Raw genomic sequence first — 18,457 nt, 5'->3', positions numbered from 1 at the left:
CAACGCCAAGGGGAATCAGAGCTCGTGCCGGCTTACTTCGCAAGCGACGTCCATCTGCGGCTCGACCGCCCCGAACGTGGTCGACGGTTCGCCCGTTGGGTCGATCGACTCGGCCCGCAGGACTCGCTCACGATCGTCGGGGACCTCTGCGACTTCTGGCTCGTCTCGAGGCAGTTGTCGAACGCCGCGGCCGAGTGCCCCGGCCTGATCGCCGCCGCCGAATTTCGCCGACGAGGGGGGACGCTGACGATCCTCGCCGGGAACCACGACCTCTGGCTCGGGGAGTTCTACCGGGAAACGCTCGATGCCACGTTCGTGGAAGAGCCGTATGTCGTCGAAGCTCACGGAAAGCGGCTACTCCTCGTCCACGGCCACCACTCCTGCGGCCGAAGCGCCTGGAAGGCCTGGATGGAAGGGACCACGTTCCTTAGGGCGTTCCGGAATTGTCCCAAGCCCGCGGCTTCGGCCCTGGACTACCTCCTCGAGAGGTCCAACGATCGAGGACGCTCGGCCGACGACGCCCGACAACTCGCGGCGTTCCGCGAATTCGCCCTGGGCCGCGAGAAGACGATCGACCTGGTCGTCATGGGGCACGTCCACCTGGCTGTGGATGAGTCTCGGTCCCCGACTCGTCTGGTCGTCCTCGGTGGCTGGCATCGGCAGTCGAGCTATCTGAGGGTTGACGACTCCGGAACGACCTTGGTCGTCGAAGCGGACCCGGGATCTTAGCTCTGCGCCTGGCCACGGCCCCCGCCCGCAAAACCGGAGTTCATACTCAAGCCGTTGTTGGATTGTGACTCGATCGGCCTCGTGCTGAAAGATGTTTTTTATGTCAAAGTTCGATCATCATTTGCATACGAATCGCCACTCGCCCGACAGCGTCATCGACCCGCTGGATTTGGTCGAGACCGCCCGTGAAGTCGGTCTCGACGGGGTGGTCATCACCGAGCACGACTACCAGTGGCACCGTGAGGAACTCGAGGAGCTGTCGGCCCAGGCGAATGGCCTCCGCGTCCTCTCTGGGGCGGAGATCTCGGCACGAGAGGGGCACTTCCTCGTCTACGGGCTCCCGAACCTCGACGAGACCCCTCCCGGGATCCGGGTGGCCGATCTCGTGGCGGTCGTCCGCCGCCATGGCGCCGCGATCGTCGCCGCGCACCCGTATCGTTGGGACCAGCCCTTCGACGCGATCATCGCCGAACTGGGGCCCGTCTTCGACTCGCTCGAGCTGGTCAGCAACAACGTGACGCCCGATACGCGATCGAAGACGGCGCAGCTCCTAGGAAAATTCCCGATGGGGGCGACCGGCTCGAGCGATGGCCACGAGGTCGGCGCCATCGGTTGCTACTACACCGAGTTCCCGGGCAATGTCGTCACGATGTCCGACTTCGTCGCCGCCATCCGTGCCAAGCAAGGCCGACCAAGGCACCGAGCCGGGGCCTGGCAGACCAGCGGCCCGATGGATTGAACGGGACAGGCCAGGGCGTCGGGCCTCATTGAGATCGGAGAACCCGGGCCAGGGCGTCACGTTCGTTGCGGGTCGCGTTGTTCTTTTGCCGGACTTGCTGGGATAACGAAGTCCAGCGCGTTCGGAACTCTCTCTGGGCAACAGGCGACGGAGGCCGGTCGAAGGCATGCGACAAGATGCCCCGAAGTCTCTGGATGTCCGTGGACGACGAGGGCGTCGCCAGGTCCTTTTCCAAGCGGTCGAGGACATTGAGCTGACGCTTGAGCTCGGCGCGAAGCGTCGGCTCGCGAACTCCTCGCATCAAAAACGAGTCGCTCCGACGATCCAGTGGGGTGGGGCTCCCCGAGGCAGGGATCAATTCCGGGATGAACGACGCCGGATCGAAACGGGCGTGCAACTGGGCCTGGCGGAAAAAGCGATCGACGCCGATGAGTTCGAGGTGCAATTGATCCGAGGCGTTGACCTGTTTCGTGAGGAGGGCGATCCTCTCGCCGAAGATCCGGTCCTCGGCGCGGTTGGCGCGGACCTGGGCCGCTCCACTGGCGACCATCAACAGCAACCCCAATGCGCCCGCCCAGATACCTACCGGCCGCTCCGCGGTCCGGATTAATCGCCGGTGCGCGAAGCCAATCAGGGCGCCGACGATCGCACCGCCGGCATGCCCCCAATTGTCCACGATGGGCAGGATTTGCCCGAGCACCGCGGTGAAGATAAGGATTCCGACCATCTGACTCTTCAGATAGTCGCCCATCCGTGTCCTCGATCTCCACCCGACCACGGCGCAGAGGGCGACGAGTCCGAGCACGATCGTCGATCCGCCACCAGCATGAGACGCGGGATTCGAGCCGACGAGATACCTCATCAATCCCGAGACGAGGTTCCCGCCGCCGCCGATCAGGGCATAGATCGCCAGGGTCTGGCCGGCACCATACCAGGACTCGATCACGCACCCTAGTTGGTAGAGGCCGAAAACATTGAGTCCGATGTGCATGACATTGTAATGCACGAACGTGCATGTCATGGCTCGCCAGACCTCGCCTCTGAAGAGCTCATCGAGCGTGAGGTCCCCAAAGCGGTGGGCGGCCGTGAAGTTACCGAGGATGACTTGGCCGGCGGAGGGGAGCGGGGGCTCGTTGAATCGGCAAGAGAGCATCAAGAGGAAGACTGCGACCCACGCGGTCGCAAGCGACATCGTCGCCGGGAAATCCTTGAACTCGACGTACAGGAAACGGAGCATCATCCTCGCTCGCTCGGGGATCATCGTTCGGTCGGTTCGAGGATCGTCCGGATGCGGTCCATCCGCCTGGCGAACTCCTCGTCTTCGAGCGCTGGGGCAAGACTTCCGGTCGATAGCGGTGGATCCAACGGGACCCACGACTTGCACCCGAGTTGCTCCTGGGTGACGCGAATCGAGTGCGCCGAGGGTCGCCGATAAACCCGAACGCCCAGGACCCAGAGCCCCGGGGATCGATAGTGGAATCGCTTGCGGATCGTCTCCTGCGTCCAGACGTGGAATTCGTGAAGCCCCGCCAACGTCGATTCCTGGTCGACGAAGGCGATCGACCGGACCTGAGCGAGGGCATCGATCTCCACGAGATTCAGCGCATCGCCCTGGGGGCTGGTCGGCGGCACGCGAAGGCCTTGCTGACCCTCGTGCAAGTGCGTCGGATAAAGCCAGAATTCGGAGTGTTCGGGCCGAAAGCCGTCGGGCCCCTCCGAGATCCCTCCCTTGCGGAGGATCAACGTCTGGACCCCGGAGCCGAGAGCCTCGCAGACCCCGGCCCACTCCTTGAACGCGACCCCACAGGGGTCGGCGAGACCCGATCCGTCGCTCATGGTTGCCACTCGACCTTGGGTTGTCGGATCATCAGGTCGGTCACCGCGGCCAGGGGCGATTTCTGTTCGAATAGGATCTGATAGAGCTCGTCGGTGATCGGCATCGAGATCCCTCGCTCGGCGGCCTGATCATGGACGCTGCGGGTGGTGGGCACCCCCTCGGCTACGTTGACCATGGCCGCAAGCACGTCGTCGAGGGAGGATCCTCGCCCGATCGCCTCGCCGAGCGAACGATTTCGGCCGAACGGGCTGTAACAGGTCGTGACCACGTCGCCGACGCCGGCAAGGCCGAAGAAGGTCGACTCGGTGGCCCCGAGGGCCACACCGAATCGGGCGATTTCGACGAGACCCCGGGTCAACAGGGCGGCCTTGGCATTGTCGCCGAACCCAAGCCCGTCGCAGACTCCCGCCGCGATGCCGAGGATGTTCTTCAAGGCCCCGGCGAGTTCGACCCCGAGCGCGTCGGGGTTCGTGTAGACGCGGAACGACTCCTGGTTGAGGGCGTCGCGGACCCGGTTGCAGAGCCGCTCGTCCTCGCCCGCGATGACGACCGACGCCGGGAGACCCTTCGCGAGCTCTTCGGCGTGGCTCGGCCCGCTGAGGATGGCGACGGGGCGAGGACCGAGCGTTTGCTGAATGATCTGACTCGGTCGAGCGAACGTCTCATTCTCGATCCCCTTGACCACGCTCAGGACGGGGATCGATGCCGGGACTCTTTCCGTCAGCCCTTCGAGGGTGGTCCGAAGATAAGCGGACGGGATCGCCGCAACGATCACGTCGGCGCCTCCCGTCGCGTCGCAGGCGTTCGGCGTGACCTCGACGTTGGCGGGCAAAGCCACTCCGGGGAGGTGCCTGGCATTCTCCCGAGTCCGGCCGATCTCCGCGGCCTGCGAAGGATCTCGGGACCACATGTGAACCGACCGAGCGGAGCGGGAGAATAACAGCGCAAGCGCCGTCCCCATCCCCCCCGATCCCAAGATCGCGACCCGTTTCATATGCCGACGCGTACCAAAAGACAACCGCCTTCATGGGTCGGCGAGTGTGAATTCATCCCCGAGTTTCCCCACCGACGATCAAGCGTCGATTTTCCACGATCGCACGACACGATGCCAGAGCAACGCCCGGAGGTCTCGAGCCAGAATCGATGCGGAACCGTCGAGACTCGCTCTTGCGTTGGAACGCGTCCCCGACGCTTTGACCCGGTCCTTCTGGATCGACCGGGCCAAACCATCGAGTGATACCTGCGAAAACAGCGTCAGTCGGCTCGCTTCGAGGTCACTTGCCGAGCGTCTTATAGCCCGGGGTGGCCTTGGAAACATTGGGCTCGACGCTGACCTGGGCCTTCCCCGTGACCCAGGTCAACGCCCCGATCAACAGCCCCTGGTAGAGCGGGCTTTCCCAGACGTCCTCGCGGTGTCCCATCGACGAGTAGAACACTCGCCCCATGCCGTGCATGCGAGCCCAGGTCTCGGGGAAGTTCGGCCGCTGGTACATCGGCCCGGTCATCCCGCTTGTGTCGTGGGCGATGAGGACGTGGAGGTCGTCGGCGAGATTCTTCTGAGCGTACCATTCGTCGTTGATCTTGAAGCTGCTGCCGAAGGCCTCGACGCCGGGGAACTGTGGGGTGATGACGTCGAGCTTGGCGAGTTGTTGATCCCCGTGGATGATGAACTCGCCGCCGATCATCTCGATGTATGGGTCGACCGTGTCGCCCTGGCTGTGGAACGTGTCGGTGGCGCAATGCATCCCGATGAAGCCCTTGCCCCCTCGGATGGCGTCGAGGAATGCCTTCTTCCCGTCTTTCGACATCGGGGGAGTCTTGTCGGTTCCCGCCTCGGTCAGGTCTCCGGTCGTCTGGAAGGCGAAGGCATCCCACTCACCGATCTTGTCGGGGTCGAAGAGGCGGCCGTCCTTGGACGCGACGACCTCGAATCCGTGCTCTTTCCCGGCTTCGGTCAAAATCCGCTCGGCCAGGCTGAGTTTGCCCTCTTTCCGGGCAATGACCGAGTGTTCGAAGCCGGCACTCTTGGTGAAGAACAGGACCTTCTTCGGGGCTTGCTTCGGCGCCGCGATCGCCTGGCTGAGGACCCCGTGTCCGAGGAGGCCGGCACCCGTGGCGAAGAGCATCTGACGACGATTCAGGTTCATGTGACGACACTCCAGGCTGATCGGAACCGACCCCGTCGAGGGGTCGGAGGACCGAAAGCGTTGCATCGCCCCGCATCCTAACCGTCAAACTTACGCCGGACCATAGAGAAGGCCTGACGTGGGCGGAGACAGTCGAGAGCCTCGTGAAACTTCCGAGTCGATGAAACGAGACGTGTCGCGGCCTCGTCAACGACCCGAGAGCATGTGCTCGTAGAGACGCTCGACCCCTTCGAGCGTCGGAGTGGGCCCGCAATGGGACTCGATGAGGGCGCGTGCGGCGTGTCGCCGCCGGTTCTGCATCGCCGGATCGCGAAGGAGGGAGACGGTCCGCTCGATCAGGCCCGCGTCGTCTTCGCAAACGCCGGCGTGGACGCCGTCCTGGGCGGGCAGCCCTTCGACGCCTTCACTCGTCGTGACCACCGGGACCCCGTAGGCCATCGCCTCCTGAATCTTGATCTTCATCCCGCTACCCCGGCTCGGGGGGTACAGCAGGACGCTGGCCCGCTCGAAATACGGCCGGATCTCGGGGACGTCCTCGTCGATCGAGACGTCGGGGAACCCGATGTATTCCCCGAGCTTCTCGCGGGCCGACCACCCGACGATCTGGAGCCGGGCTTCCGGCATCCGACGTTTGATCTCGGGCCAGAGGCGAGTCATCAGGCGAACCGCGGCCGAGTAACTCGGCGCCCATCCCATCGAGCCGATCAGCGTCAGGATCGGAGTCGAGGACCTCCGGTCGTCGGGGATGAACGGATAAAGGGACGTATCCAGGCCGAGTGGGACCGTGTGGAGATCCGCCCTGGGGTTCATCTCCCGGATCGGCGGCTCGAGTCTCTCGGAAACCGTTCGAATATGCTTGTAAGTGCGCAGCAGCCGACGCTCGGTCCGGAAGATCAGGCGGCGTTCGAGCGCCTGGAAGAACGACTTCGGCTGCCGCTCGGCCAGGTCGATGCACGCCAGATAATGGACGTTCACCAGCGTCCGGTCGACGTGGTCGAGTCCGACCCAGCCGCTCCAGAGCTGCTCGAGGTGGAGGACGTCGTATCCCTCCGCCAGGGCCGAATTCAGATCGTACCGGAATTCGTCGCCGAACATATAAGAGAACGGGCGAGTCGCCGTGTCCCACTTGGCCCGCAGGCCCGCGCGCTTCGGGAACGGGTAGAGCCGGAGGTCGTAGCGGGATTCCGGGAAAAGCTCTCGGGCCTTGGTGATGTCCTCCGACTTCCCGCACGCGGCGAAGGCGGTGACCCGGTGGCCACGCTCGACCAGGCCCTTGAACAGAACGTAAAACCAGCGCGCCGCCGCGTTCCCGAACGGGAGGGGAGGCTCGATCATCACGAGAACGATTCGGAGCGGCCGCATGCGACGTCTACGTCCTCGAAAAGAGGGGACTGAAGCCGGGGTGAACGAACCTCTCGCCAACCAACACGATGACTGGAACGACTGCGGATGCGTCGACGTGATCAGGAATTGGCCTGTGACGAGGTGAGCCGGCGGGCGAGGCCCTCGACGTCGTAGCCGCAGAGGGTTTCCACCACTTCATCGGCGCCGGCGTCCCAGAGCATCCGCGCGGAGTGGCTCGAGGTGTAGCCCACGGCACGCATGCCCGCGGCCTTGGCCGCTCGGATGCCGACCGGTGCGTCTTCGAAGACCACCGCACGTGACGGGTCGACACCGGCCTTCTTCGCGGCGACGAGGAAGACCTGCGGGTCGGGCTTGCCCCTCTCGATGTCCTCGAGCGAGGCGATCGAGATGAACCGGCCCGACAGGTCGCACGAGTCCACCGTCATGTCGAGGTTCGGCCGCACCGCGCTCGAGCCGATCGCGAGCAGAAACCCGGTCGAGGAAAGCCCGTCGAGCAGCTCGCGAACGCCGTCGATGAGGGTGATCTGGCCCCGGGCGAGCTCCCGGTAACATTCCTCCTTGAGGTCGGAGTATCGGCGTGCCTCCTCGGCCTTGAGCGAGTCGCCCAGGAGCTTCTCGAAGATGCTCGGGTTGGTCATCCCGAACGTCTCGTGGATGAACTCGGGGGTGATGGCCAGGCCGGTGCGTCGCCCAAGCTCGACCCAGGCATCCTGGTGAAACGCAAGAGAGTCGACCATCACGCCGTCGTGGTCGAAGATCGCGAGGAGCGGTGCATCAGCCTCGGGCACGGGAAAAGTCCTCATCGACGTAAGTTGCTGGAGCTCGGACCACAGTCCGTCGCAACGGCATTCATGAAGATTTTAAAGGTAATGAGGTGATCAAGAATAGGGTCTGAACATCCCGTGAAGTTGGATGGGACGATTTGCTAACCTCAAGCCGTCGCGGGCCCTTGGGTTCGTCGCGTACCGGGCGATGAGCCGGCATCGACCGAATTTAGTGGACTTTTGTCATGGGTTCAAGAGGCCGGAGGATGCTCGGGCCGCCCTTCGTGAATGTTCGTGGTCGAAGCGAACAGACGGAGACTTGTGAGGGGCGAGTCCTGGGCTGGAACAAACAACGACGCCGTCCCATCGCTGATGAGACGGCGCCGGAAGGTTGATTAGCCCAGGACTCGCGAGATTCCGGGAATTACTGGATGCCGGCGGCCGGGCTGTTGGAGGTGCGCTCGAGGTTGACGCGAATCCAACCGGACGGATCCAGGGAGGAGACCTGTCGGATCGCGAAGCCCCTCAGTTGCAGGTTGCTGAGGGGGACGTCGATCGGCTGGCCCTGGAGCTTGGTCTTGAAGAAGTTGAGGACGAACGTGCCGGCGAAAGCGGTCAGCGGCTGGGCCTTGGCCTCATCCTCGTTCACCGAGACGACTCGGGCGTTCGGACCGGGGTCGAAGGACTCGATCCGACCCGAGAGCCGGACGGGCGACGTCTGGGTATCGGGCGTGACCTTGAACGAGATCACGAACTCAGCGCGGGGGGCCTCGATCCGGTAGACCTGCGACGGCGGTCCGAAGAGCCCGCCTTTGGCGGCCTGCGGCGGGGCAGGGACTTCGATCTGGAAGTCGTGGACGAGTGCCACGAGGTGCCCGTTGGCGTCGGCGGCGAATTCGGGCGAGTGGCCCGGTCGTTTGACCCGGACCGCCAGGACCTTGGGGTCGTTGGCGGCACGGGCATCGCCCACGGCCTTCAAATAGGTCGGATAGTCGGCATTCTTCGAGACGATGATCCCATCGCGCGGGGGCGTGTTCGGGGGGACTTTCTTGGTGACGATCATCAAGTTGTGCAAATCTTTGACGGCGTCACTCTGGAGGTAGCCCCGAGTCAAGCTCGTCATGATCGAGCTGAGGTGGAGGTCGGCGGAGACGCCCGACGCGGGCGTACCGAAACGCGAAGGCTGGGGTTCATAGGCACCGATCTGGTCGAGAGCACCACGCCACTGGATCGTCCCGCCGATCAGGGCGTTCTCGGGGCGCGACCTCAGGCTCAGCCCGGTGATGAGCAGGTTCCCAAGGGAGAGCGCGTTGTTGCCGATCAAGAACCTCGCGATCTTCGCGTTCTGTTCCGCGGCCGCCTCGGCGATCTTCTCGCCGCCGAGCTCCGCCGCCTCCTGAACGACGTTCTCGCGAATCTTGCCGATTGCCCCCTCGTACACCTTCTGGGTGATCTTCTGCTGGTTGAAGCCGACGATCGAGGCGATGAAACGGCCCAGGCCTTTTCCGCTCTGCTTCATCGACCCGATGAAGGCGTCGGTGCTGTGGGTATACTGCGGGCCGAGCTGCAACCCGTTGGGCCCGAGCACGGCGACGACGGTCGTCTCGCTGACGTCCTGGGAGGTCGCGGAGAAGTAGTAGAGCTTGGCCGCACGACGACCCTTCGGGTCGTTCATGATCTGGTTCTGGAAGTCGGTGATCGGCGTCACGCTGGTCGCGATCTGCTTGTTGTAGAACGCGATCCCTTGGTCGCTCCAGAGCAATCCAAATCCCGTCTTCGGGCCCGCGGTGACCTGGGAGACATACCCCTTGCGATAGATCGGCCCCGACTGGATGAGGTCGTTGGACAGCACGGGGCTGAGCGTCGCCACGTCAGCCGAGATGTCGAGATTGGGCAGGTTGTACAGGTCATTCAACGCCCGCTCGAGCTCGATCGACGGGACCCACGGCCGCGACTGGTTTCCCGACTGGAGGGACGCGAGCGACCCGTAGATCCCCTTGAGCCCTTCGAGCCGTTTCGCGACCGTATCCGCGGCGTCGTAACGACGCATCGACGCCCCGAGGTCGTTTTCGACGAACCGGATCCAGCGCTCGCGATTGCTATTGATATTCGAATCGTTCGTGCTCGTGAGCGCGTTGATCGAGTCGGTGAGCCTCCGCGAGGCCCACGCAAGCCGGACGCGAGGCCGGAGCCAGATTCGGAGATTTTCCCGAAGCTCCTGCGCCGGCGGCCAGGCGACCCCCTCGAGGGCCGTCGACATCTTGTAGATGCTGTTCAGCGAGACGAGTTGTTTGTTGGCGTCGGAGACGGTCGAGTACGTCTGAAGCTCTTTCTTTAGGGCGTCGAAGAAGGCGTTCCAGCCCGGCGCGTTCGGGTCCGAAGATCCGGGGACGGCCCAGGCGGTACGGACCCGCCCGATCGTCCGGTCCACCTCCTGATAACTCGGCGCCGCGGGGGCGGCACCGAGGCCAGCCCCAATCATGCTGAGGGCGAAGGCCCAATTCCCGATCCCGCGATATCGCATGCGTCCTCCCAGTTGTCGCAGACGCCCAAAGTGGGGCCATTCCGCCTAATGTACTAGCCTATCGCCCCGAAATCGATCATGTCTTGACCGCAAATCCTCACCAGTCAACCAAAGCCCATGGTGAAAACCGTTTATTCGATATCATGGCGAGGACTGGTCGCTAACATCCGTTGTGCACGTCAAGGGTTCACATCACGGACGTCAGGCCGCACATTCGGCAAAGTCGGTGCCAAGCCTCGAGAATACCAAGGTTGCGATCTCAGAAGGAGATGGCACTTGTTCTCTTTTACGCTTTCTGCGAAATCTGCCTAATTTGAAATGAGTATCCGTTTGAACCAGTGCAACTCATTTGGTTCCGGAATTTCGTGGGGCGGCCGGCCGAGAATAATCGGTCGATTGACCTTGTTTAAGTTTGGATCCGGAGAGGGAGGGTGACACGGACTCGGCGTCATCGCGGACGACGAAGTGGCATCCGCAAATTTCCTTGGGAGAGGCGCAGGCCAGGACGAGTCTCGCATCAACAGGTAAGCGACGGGTTGGGGAACGCGAATGCGTCGTCGTCTTCCTCACCGGCGGGTCGATCGATGCATGCGAAGTCTTTTTCGAGCAGGACACGAATGGACCCGCCGTTCACGGCCTGCTTGTGATCGAAGCCGACGCGGTCGCCCTCGAGCCACTCGATTGCGTCGGCGGGGTCGATTCGGAGGGTTATCCTCCCCTCGCCGTAAGCGACCTCGGGCCGTTCTCGTGGGGTCGGGGCGACCTCGACGGAGTAGGAGAACTCCAGACCCGGCCCGAAGTTGATGGCGTCGACGACGCGGCTTTCTCGAACGAGCCGCTCGATGTCCCTCCGATCCAGTCGGATTCGGATCGAATTGCCTTTGATACGCAATTTCATAGGTGTCTCCTAAACGGAGTGTGCGTCCGTGCTCGATGGGGCGATCCGCCCAGCGTCGGCGTAGACGTTGAATCGCGAGTCGCGCACGAAGCCGAGGAGAGTCATCCCACATTCCTTGGCAAGCTCCACCGCGAGGCTCGAAGGGGCCCCGACGGCGCCGAGTACCGGCACGCCCGCGAGTGCGGCCTTCTGCACCAATTCGAAGCTCACTCGGCCGCTGACCAGCACGATTCGTTCCGAGAGCGGAAGGTGTCCCTCGAGCAGCTCGGCGCCAATGAGCTTGTCCAGGGCGTTGTGCCGGCCCACATCCTCACGAAGGGCGAGGAGCCGGCCCTCGGTGTCGAAGAGGCCGGAGGCGTGGATCCCCCCCGTTCGGGCGAACCCCGATTGTCCCGTCCGCAAGGCCTCGGGGAGTTCGTGGACGACCTCGGGTGCGAGCCGCGGCACCCCCGGCGCGATCGCGTGACGAATCGCCACGCGGACCGCCGCGATCGTCCGCTTACCGCACGCGCCGCAACTCGACGAGATGAAGGAGTGCCGGTCGAGCCCGGCCGAGTCGAGGATCACGCCGGGCCGCAGTCGGACCTCGACTGCATTCGACCCTCGCCGTCGCACGCCTTCGATCTCGTCGCGATTCGTAACGATCCCTTCGGTGAGCAGGAAGCCGACGGCGAGATACTCGTCGTCGCCGGGCGTCCGCATCGTCACCGCCAGGGGCTTGAGCTGGCCCTGGCCGTCGACGACCCGGATCTCCAGCGGTTCCTCGACGGACAGTTCGTCGTCCCTCTGGGTGGAATGCGAACCCGTGACACATTCGACCGCGACGCTCGCAATGCCCGACCGCTGACACGCGCGACTCATGTTTGTGTCCTCGACCGGACGATCTCGACGTTCGCGTGCATCAAGGGCGGTAGTTCATCTTGAACACGGCCCGGGCCGATCGGGCGGAGGACGTTCGATCCGGGCAGGATGTGACACGCGGGATTGCCGGTTGGATTGTCGTGTTTCCACTCGAAGCGCACCGAGTCGTCCCTGATGGAGCCGGGGTGGCGGTCGAGGCCGGACGTCGATAGCTCTCGCTCTCGCATGTCTTCATTCTTCGAGAGGACGAACAGTCAAACGATTTCAGTTCGTGATCCCGGTCCTCATCGCCAAATTCCTCGGCCGTCAGGGTCGGCTCCCCATGACTTGGTATTTTACCACGATCCCGGTCGTGAAGTCTCTCGACGTGGAGGAACCCCAGAAAGTCCGTGGTTCCGGACGTAGACCAGTCTCGACCTAACCTCCTTGAGAAGAAAGGCCGACGACCTGTTTAGCCGTAATCCTAAGGATTTGGACGAGCTTCGGGTCGGCCCGCTCGGGAGTTGTCGGCAAGGTTGCTCGGGCGACGAACCGAGTCGGCAGGCGGGGAACCACCTGAATCCGGTGACCCCACGCGTGGTAGAATCGCTCCCTGTCATGCGAGCCGAGGTCCCCTCGAGGTCTCGGTTCTTCCATCCATCGTCGTCGAGTTGAATCGATTTCGAGCCGCGCCTGCAGGCGGGTCTTCCCGTCGGAGATCTTGCTCAATGCTTTCGTCCTGGAGCCGCCCCCTGTCAAGTGTCGTCGTCGCGATGGCCTCGACGCTCGTCCTCGGATGCCAAGGATCGACCACCCCGAGTGCCAATTCGACTCCTCCCTCCAAGGGAGCCTCGACGAAGACCAACGCCGCGACCATCGAGTCGCTCAGCAAGGTGACGACGGTCCAGGGTGATCGCATGGCGAACGCAAGCGACACACCCGTGACCCTCTCGAAGCAGACCGAGCCGAGCCCGTTCCGATTCGAGGAGGTCGCCAAGGCGAGCGGCATCGACTTCGTCCATTTCTCGGGGATGTCGAAGGACAAACACTTCCCGACCGCGAACGGCTCGGGCATCGGGATGTTCGACTACGACGGCGACGGGAATCTCGACCTGTACTTCGCCAGTGCCACCGTCCTCCCCCTGGGGAGCGGAACCTCCGGACCGAATCGGCTCTACAAGAACCTTGGGAACGGCAAGTTCCAGGACGTGACCGAAGGTTCGGGGCTGGGTTTCCAGGGCTTCTGTCACGGGATCGTCGTCGGCGACGTCGACAATGACGGCGACCAGGACGTCTTCCTGTGCAACTACGGCTCGAACGCGTTGTACCTGAACGACGGGCACGGGAAGTTCACCGATATCAGCAAAACGGCCGGGATCGACGCGCCGAACTGGTCGTCCGGAGGGGTGTTCTTCGACTACGATAACGACGGCGACCTCGACCTCTACGTCGCGAACTACGGCGAGTGGCGATATCCCGAGGATGACCTCTTCTGCGGCGACCGCGAGAAGCACGTCCGGCTCTACTGCTCGCCCCGGTCGATCAAGACGGTCAAGCACATCCTCTATCGAAACAACGGGAATGCCACGTTCACGGACGTGACCGATGCCGCGGGGGTCGGCCGCTCCGACGGGCACGGTTTCGCGGCCGTCGCCGCGGATCTCAACGAGGATGGCAAGATCGACCTGTACGTCACCAACGACATGAACCCGAATTTCCTGTACCTGAACAAGGGAGACGGGACGTTCGAGGATGCCACGGAAGGGTCCGGGGCCGCCTACGACGAGAAGGGTCAGGCGCAGTCGGGCATGGGAGTCGACGCCGAGGACGTCAACGGGGACGGCCGCCCCGAGCTGTTCGTCACCAACTTCGCCAACGAGTACAACACCCTGTATCAGAACCTGGGGAAGGGGAGTTTCATGGACATGACGCCCTACTTCGGGCTCGCGTCCGACACCTTGCCCTGGGTCGGGTGGGGCACCGCGCTCGCCGACTTCGACAACGACGGCTGGCCGGACAACTTCGTCGCCAACGGCCAGGTCGACGACAATCGCCGACTCATCGGCCAGAACGTCGAGTACGAGGAACTCGCACTCCTGTTCCACAATAAGAAGGGCGAACGCTTCCGCCTCGCGACCCTCTCGGCCGGCGCGTATTTCGACCAGAAGCACGTCGGCCGAGGCGCGGCCTTCGGCGATTTCGACGACGATGGGGACATCGACATCGTCGTCAACCACAAGGATGCCCCGGCCGCCCTTCTGCGAAACGACTCCCAGACGAGCAACCATTGGATCCGGCTCGACCTGCGGGGAACCCGCAGCAATCGCGACGCGATCGGCACCCAGATCGAGGTGGTCGCGGGGGCCCTCACCATCAAGCGTCAGCGCAAGAGTGGATATAGCCTGATGTCTTCGAACGACCCGAGGGTCCTGGTCGGGATCGGGGCCGCGACCCAGGTCTCGAAGCTCACCCTCCGTTGGCCTTCGGGGGAAGTGACCACTCAGGAGAACCTCAAGGCCGACCAGAGTTACTCGTTCGTCGAGCCCGCGGGGGACTCGAAGGCGACCGCCGTCCCAAAGCCCAACCCTTGACGGGAATTCGGCGGGTGGAGGACGTCGGTTCCAGGTGGCGGAGACTCGCTCGATAGCACTTTGGGCTTGGACCCTCGGAGGAAGCAGAATCGAGATGAGCGCCTTCGATCGCCGTTACCTCGCTTGGCTGGCCCCACTGATCCTGCTCGGCTCGGCCGTGGGAACCTGGGCCTTCGTGATCCGCAAACCCGTCGATCCCGACCAGATCTGGAGGAAGGCGGAGGAGGATTTCCGCGCGGGCGCGTATGACCGAGCGGAGCAGGCAGTCACGACTCTGGCCCGGCTTCGCACTCCCACCGCGCACGACTGGATGCTTCGGTCGCAGATCGCCATGCAACGTGGCCAGGCCGACGAGGCGATCGTGGACCTCGCGAAGATCCCCGATCAGGATCCCCTCGGGGGACAAGCACGCCTGATGGCCGGGCAGCTCGACCTGCGGCGGCATCGAACCCGGCCGGCGGAGCAGGCGTTCTTCGAGGCCTTGAAGATTGACCCGAAACTCGTCCAGGCCCGACGCGAGCTGATCTACCTCTACGGGGTCCAGGTCCGCCGCAAGGCGCTCGGGGAACAGTTCCTCAAGCTCTCGGAAACCGTCCCCCTGACGTTCGACAATGTCTTCCACTGGTGCTTGACCCGAAACACGGTCTGGGAGCCTCTCGAGCTCACCCAGATCATGGGGAAGTTCGTCGACGCCGACCCCGGAGACCGTTGGTCCCGGCTCACCCTGGCCGAAGCCCAGCGCCAACTCGGACACAAAGATCAGGCCGAGGCGACTTTGAAACCTCTCGAGGCGTGCGACCCGGACGCTCGGGCGATCCGGGTCCGCCTCGCATTTGACCGGGGTGATGAGGCCGGCGCCGAGGCCCTGCTTGCCGAAGGGCCCGAGGACCATCCCGAATTGGCCAGGCTCCGGGGCCGGCTCGCGTTGACCCGTCGAGACGGCAAGGCCGCCCTGAAGCACTTCCGCGCCGCCTACGCCGCGGAGCCGGACAACCGCGATACCCTCTTCGGCCTCAGCAGCGCCCTGAACATGGTCGGCGACAAGTCCGAGGCCGAGGACTTCGCCAACCGTTCGAAAAACCACGACATCCTCGGCTCGCTCATGCAACGCGTCTCCGTCGAGCGGAACCGCCAGGACACGAAGCTCCTTCACCAACTTGGTGCCGCGTTCGAGTCCATCAACCGTCTCCACGAAGCCAGGGCCTGGTACAACCTCGCGATTTCGCGCGATCCACTCGACCGAGAGGCTCAGGAGGCGATCGCGCGTCTCAACGCCGCCATCGCTGCGGCAAATCAAGGGAAACCAGCCGCCTGATCCAGGTTCGAACGGAGTCGACTCGGGTGGTTGACGCGGTCGTCACGTAGCCGGGGCCGGCGGACTTCCGATTGCCCGATCCGGGGGCAACCGTTACCATCCCGGCCGATTGCCGGCTTCAAGGATGAAGGCGGCGCATCGCGAACTCGAAGGGAAAGGAATCCTCCGTGTCTACCCTCGCACCGACGGCCGAGCGGAAGAGCGCCGGGGTTGCCGACTTGTCGGTCGTCATCGCCTCGGTCAACGGGTGGGACGTGCTCGAGCCGACGCTCGAAGCCCTCGACGCCCAACCCGAGCGAGGGCGGATGGAGGTCATCGTCGTCGAGGCCATCGGCGGCGAGGTCCGCGAGCGACTCCGGGCCCATCGCCCGAGTGTGGTCGTGATCGAAGCCGAACGCCAGCCGATCCCGAAGCTGCGGCACCTCGGCGTCTGTCAGGCCAATGGCCGCCTCGTCGCGATCCTCGAAGATCACGGCCAGGTGTCCGAGGATTGGGCCGCTTCCATCTTCGAGGCTCACGAGGGCCCCTGGGCCGCGGTGGGTGGCGCGGTCGAGAACGGCAAGCGCGGGCTCGTCAACTGGGCGGTCTTCTTCTGCGAATACACCCCTTACATGAAGCCGGTCGCGGAAGGGGCCTCGAACGACCTCCCGGGCAATAACATCGCCTACAAGCGGCCCCACCTGATGAAGCACGCCCACGTCCTCGCCGACGGGAAGTGGGAGTCGTGGATCAACGACCGCCTCCGCGCCGACGGCGTCCCGATCGCTTCGACCAACGCGATGGTTGTTCAGCATATCAAGACGTTCAAGCTCGGGTACTTCCTCGTCCAGCGCTTCCACTTCGCGCGTTCTTACGCGGGGATGAGACGGGTCGACCAGTCCTGGCCGCAGCGATTCGTCTACGGCTTCGGCTCACTCGCCCTCCCGGCGATGCTGATGGCGCGCGTGACCCGCACGGTCCTTCGCAAGGGGCGGCATCTCGACAAGTTCGCAATGGCGGCCCCTCTCGTGGCCACGTTCCTGAGCGTCGGAGCCTTCGGGGAGATGATCGGCTACCTCATCGGGCCGGGCTCGAGCCTGGAAAAGGTTGAGTGACCAACCCGCGCTGAGTGTTGTGATCGCGGCGAGCGACTCAGCTTCGGCGGTCGCTCGCACCCTCGCGAGCCTCTCCCGAAATGGGAATACGGATCGCGTCGAGATCATCGTCGTCGCGGGTTGCGACCTTCCACTCCCGGCCTGTCCCACCAGGGGAGTGCGCTGGATCGAGGCGCCGGCGAAGACCGGCGTCCCTGGGTTGCGGGGACTTGGGGTTGAAGCGGCACGAGCCCCGGTCGTCGCCTTTACCGAGGACTCGTGCACGTTCGCAGTCGGTTGGTGCGACTCCTGGATCCGGGCCTTCGAAGACCCTCGCCTCCACGCGGCGACCGGTCCTGTGGAGCCTGCCATGGGGAATTCCCCGGTCGAATGGGCTGTCTTCTTCTGCGAGTACGCGCCTTTCCTCGGAGGGCAGGGGGAGCACCCTCGCCGGTTGGCCGGGAATAACTTCGCCATCCGCGTCGAGCCCGGGATCGCTCCCGATGGCGAGGTCCACGAATCGGAAGTCCACCTCGAGGCTTCCGCTCGGGGCGCACTGACTCGCGACCTCGAGGAAGCGATCGCCTACCACGTCCGGCGGTACGGCTTCGTGCGGTCGTTTGCCGAGCGACTCGCGTTCGGACTCGACTTCGGACGGCTCCGGGCCGCTCGGCAACACCCGGCGACCCGGATCCCGGCCGTCTTCGCGGCCCCGGCAATCGCCGCGGTCCAAATCGCCCGACTGGTGACCGTCGTATTATCACGGGGTCGTTACGTCGGACGACTCGTTACGAGCCTACCCCTGATCGTTGGGCTGCTCTCGGCGTGGAGCCTCGGAGAGTCAATCGGATGGGCCTGGGGGCCGCGTAGGCATCCCCCTTCCGGCAAACCACGTGGAAGAGCGGACCAACCCCCCTCGCACACGCCTGACCGATAATCGTGCCGATGACCGCGTTATAAGCCTTGGCAACCCGCCGCTTCAGCGGGCTGAAGGCGGCGACCTCGGCCTTGGGCAGTCCTGGAGCTCGGACCACGCCCTGGCCGAATGGGCTACGCTTCAACAGACGCCACCATCCCACATAGCCAAGCGTCCGGATCGCCCGGAAGTCGACACCACGCGTCCAGCGGACGTAAGGCTCCATCCAGCGACGCGGGAGGAAACCGACGCCCCAGACCTGGACGTGCGGCTCGGGGGCGAGGCTGAAGCGGTTGGGCGACGCCAGGAAGAGGCCGCCTCCCTGGACGAGCACCCGGTGGGCTTCGGCCAGGGTCGCGGACTGATCGGTGACGTGTTCGATCACGTCCCCGGCGATGATCGTCGAGAAGCGGGCGTCCTGGAACGGGAGGCGCTCCGCGCACCCGCAGACGAGTTGGACGTGCGCCAGCCCTTCTTCGTCGAGCCGTTTCCGGGCCACGAGCAGCCAACGGAGCGCGATGTCGATCCCCCAGGTTTCCCGCTTGCTGGTGCCGAGCGTCGCGAGGAACGACCCAGTTCCGCAGCCGAGGTCGAGGAGTGGTCCTAGTCCGGTCGGCCCGACGGCGTCCAACCAATGCCTCGCCCGCTCGGGGGCCGAGAGGATGTGCGCCATCTGTCGACGCCGGAGATCGGCCGGGATCTCGGGCGAAAGGTCGTAG

General features: G+C 64.3%; 15 protein-coding genes and 1 pseudogene. 6 read left to right on the top strand and 10 right to left on the bottom strand.

The window, feature by feature from the left end; translation table 11 throughout:
• Positions 1-24 precede the first annotated feature (24 nt).
• Positions 25-729, top strand: coding sequence for a UDP-2,3-diacylglucosamine diphosphatase (locus ACYOEI_RS15190; protein WP_462850357.1), 705 nt, complete (start codon positions 25-27; stop codon positions 727-729).
• A gap of 100 nt (positions 730-829) precedes the next feature.
• Complete coding sequence (locus ACYOEI_RS15185) at positions 830-1,468, top strand: PHP-associated domain-containing protein (RefSeq protein ID WP_462850356.1); 639 nt, start codon at positions 830-832, stop codon at positions 1,466-1,468.
• Positions 1,469-1,493: 25 nt separating this feature from the next.
• On the opposite strand, the gene ACYOEI_RS15180 is transcribed toward ACYOEI_RS15185, so the two are convergent.
• From ACYOEI_RS15180 to fdhD, 9 genes are all read right to left on the bottom strand, one after another.
• Complete coding sequence (locus ACYOEI_RS15180) at positions 1,494-2,708, bottom strand: rhomboid family intramembrane serine protease (protein ID WP_462850355.1); 1,215 nt, start codon at positions 2,706-2,708, stop codon at positions 1,494-1,496.
• Positions 2,709-2,725: 17 nt separating this feature from the next.
• A complete protein-coding gene (locus tag ACYOEI_RS15175) occupies positions 2,726-3,304 on the bottom strand; it encodes a DUF1802 family protein (protein WP_462850354.1) in 579 nt (192 codons plus the stop codon).
• On the bottom strand, positions 3,301-4,299 hold the full coding sequence (locus tag ACYOEI_RS15170) for an NAD(P)H-dependent glycerol-3-phosphate dehydrogenase (RefSeq protein ID WP_462850353.1): 999 nt from the start codon (positions 4,297-4,299) through the stop codon (positions 3,301-3,303). Before ACYOEI_RS15170 ends, ACYOEI_RS15175 begins: the two co-directional genes overlap by 4 nt.
• Positions 4,300-4,579: 280 nt before the next feature.
• Entirely contained in the window at positions 4,580-5,452 is an 873-nt protein-coding gene (locus ACYOEI_RS15165; protein ID WP_462850352.1) for a ThuA domain-containing protein, read from the bottom strand.
• 186 nt (positions 5,453-5,638) lie between these two features.
• Entirely contained in the window at positions 5,639-6,814 is a 1,176-nt protein-coding gene (locus tag ACYOEI_RS15160) for a glycosyltransferase family 4 protein (RefSeq protein ID WP_462850351.1), read from the bottom strand.
• Between the two features lie 101 nt (positions 6,815-6,915).
• On the bottom strand, positions 6,916-7,605 hold the full coding sequence (locus tag ACYOEI_RS15155; RefSeq protein WP_462850350.1) for an HAD family hydrolase: 690 nt from the start codon (positions 7,603-7,605) through the stop codon (positions 6,916-6,918).
• 400 nt (positions 7,606-8,005) lie between these two features.
• Positions 8,006-10,105 (bottom strand): hypothetical protein, encoded by a 2,100-nt coding sequence (locus tag ACYOEI_RS15150; RefSeq protein WP_462850349.1) that lies wholly within the window; start codon positions 10,103-10,105, stop codon positions 8,006-8,008.
• Positions 10,106-10,622: 517 nt separating this feature from the next.
• A complete protein-coding gene (locus tag ACYOEI_RS15145; RefSeq protein ID WP_462850348.1) occupies positions 10,623-11,003 on the bottom strand; it encodes a DUF7009 family protein in 381 nt (126 codons plus the stop codon).
• Positions 11,004-11,012: 9 nt separating this feature from the next.
• Positions 11,013-11,864: a formate dehydrogenase accessory sulfurtransferase FdhD gene (gene fdhD, locus ACYOEI_RS15140; RefSeq protein ID WP_462850347.1), complete on the bottom strand. Its 852-nt coding sequence runs from the start codon at positions 11,862-11,864 to the stop codon at positions 11,013-11,015.
• 707 nt (positions 11,865-12,571) lie between these two features.
• Between fdhD and ACYOEI_RS15135 the strand changes: the two genes are divergently transcribed.
• The 4 genes from ACYOEI_RS15135 (at position 12,572) to ACYOEI_RS15120 (ending at position 17,759) form a co-directional block, all read left to right on the top strand.
• Entirely contained in the window at positions 12,572-14,434 is a 1,863-nt protein-coding gene (locus tag ACYOEI_RS15135) for a CRTAC1 family protein (protein ID WP_462850346.1), read from the top strand.
• Positions 14,435-14,528: 94 nt separating this feature from the next.
• Positions 14,529-15,749 (top strand): tetratricopeptide repeat protein, encoded by a 1,221-nt coding sequence (locus tag ACYOEI_RS15130; RefSeq protein ID WP_462850345.1) that lies wholly within the window; start codon positions 14,529-14,531, stop codon positions 15,747-15,749.
• Between the two features lie 167 nt (positions 15,750-15,916).
• Positions 15,917-16,843 carry a glycosyltransferase gene (locus tag ACYOEI_RS15125; RefSeq protein ID WP_462850344.1) on the top strand — a complete coding sequence of 309 codons (927 nt, stop codon included), beginning with the start codon at positions 15,917-15,919 and terminating at the stop codon, positions 16,841-16,843.
• A complete protein-coding gene (locus tag ACYOEI_RS15120) occupies positions 16,836-17,759 on the top strand; it encodes a glycosyltransferase (protein WP_462850343.1) in 924 nt (307 codons plus the stop codon). Before ACYOEI_RS15125 ends, ACYOEI_RS15120 begins: the two co-directional genes overlap by 8 nt.
• Positions 17,760-18,018: 259 nt before the next feature.
• On the opposite strand, the pseudogene ACYOEI_RS15115 reads toward ACYOEI_RS15120, so the two are convergent.
• Positions 18,019-18,411, bottom strand: a pseudogene (locus tag ACYOEI_RS15115) (class I SAM-dependent methyltransferase); the annotation flags it as partial.
• Positions 18,412-18,457: the final 46 nt, after the last annotated feature.

The organism is Singulisphaera rosea, assembly GCF_054877945.1.
Note: the sequence above shows the minus strand (reverse complement) of the source record. Positions and strands in the feature narration are given on the sequence as shown.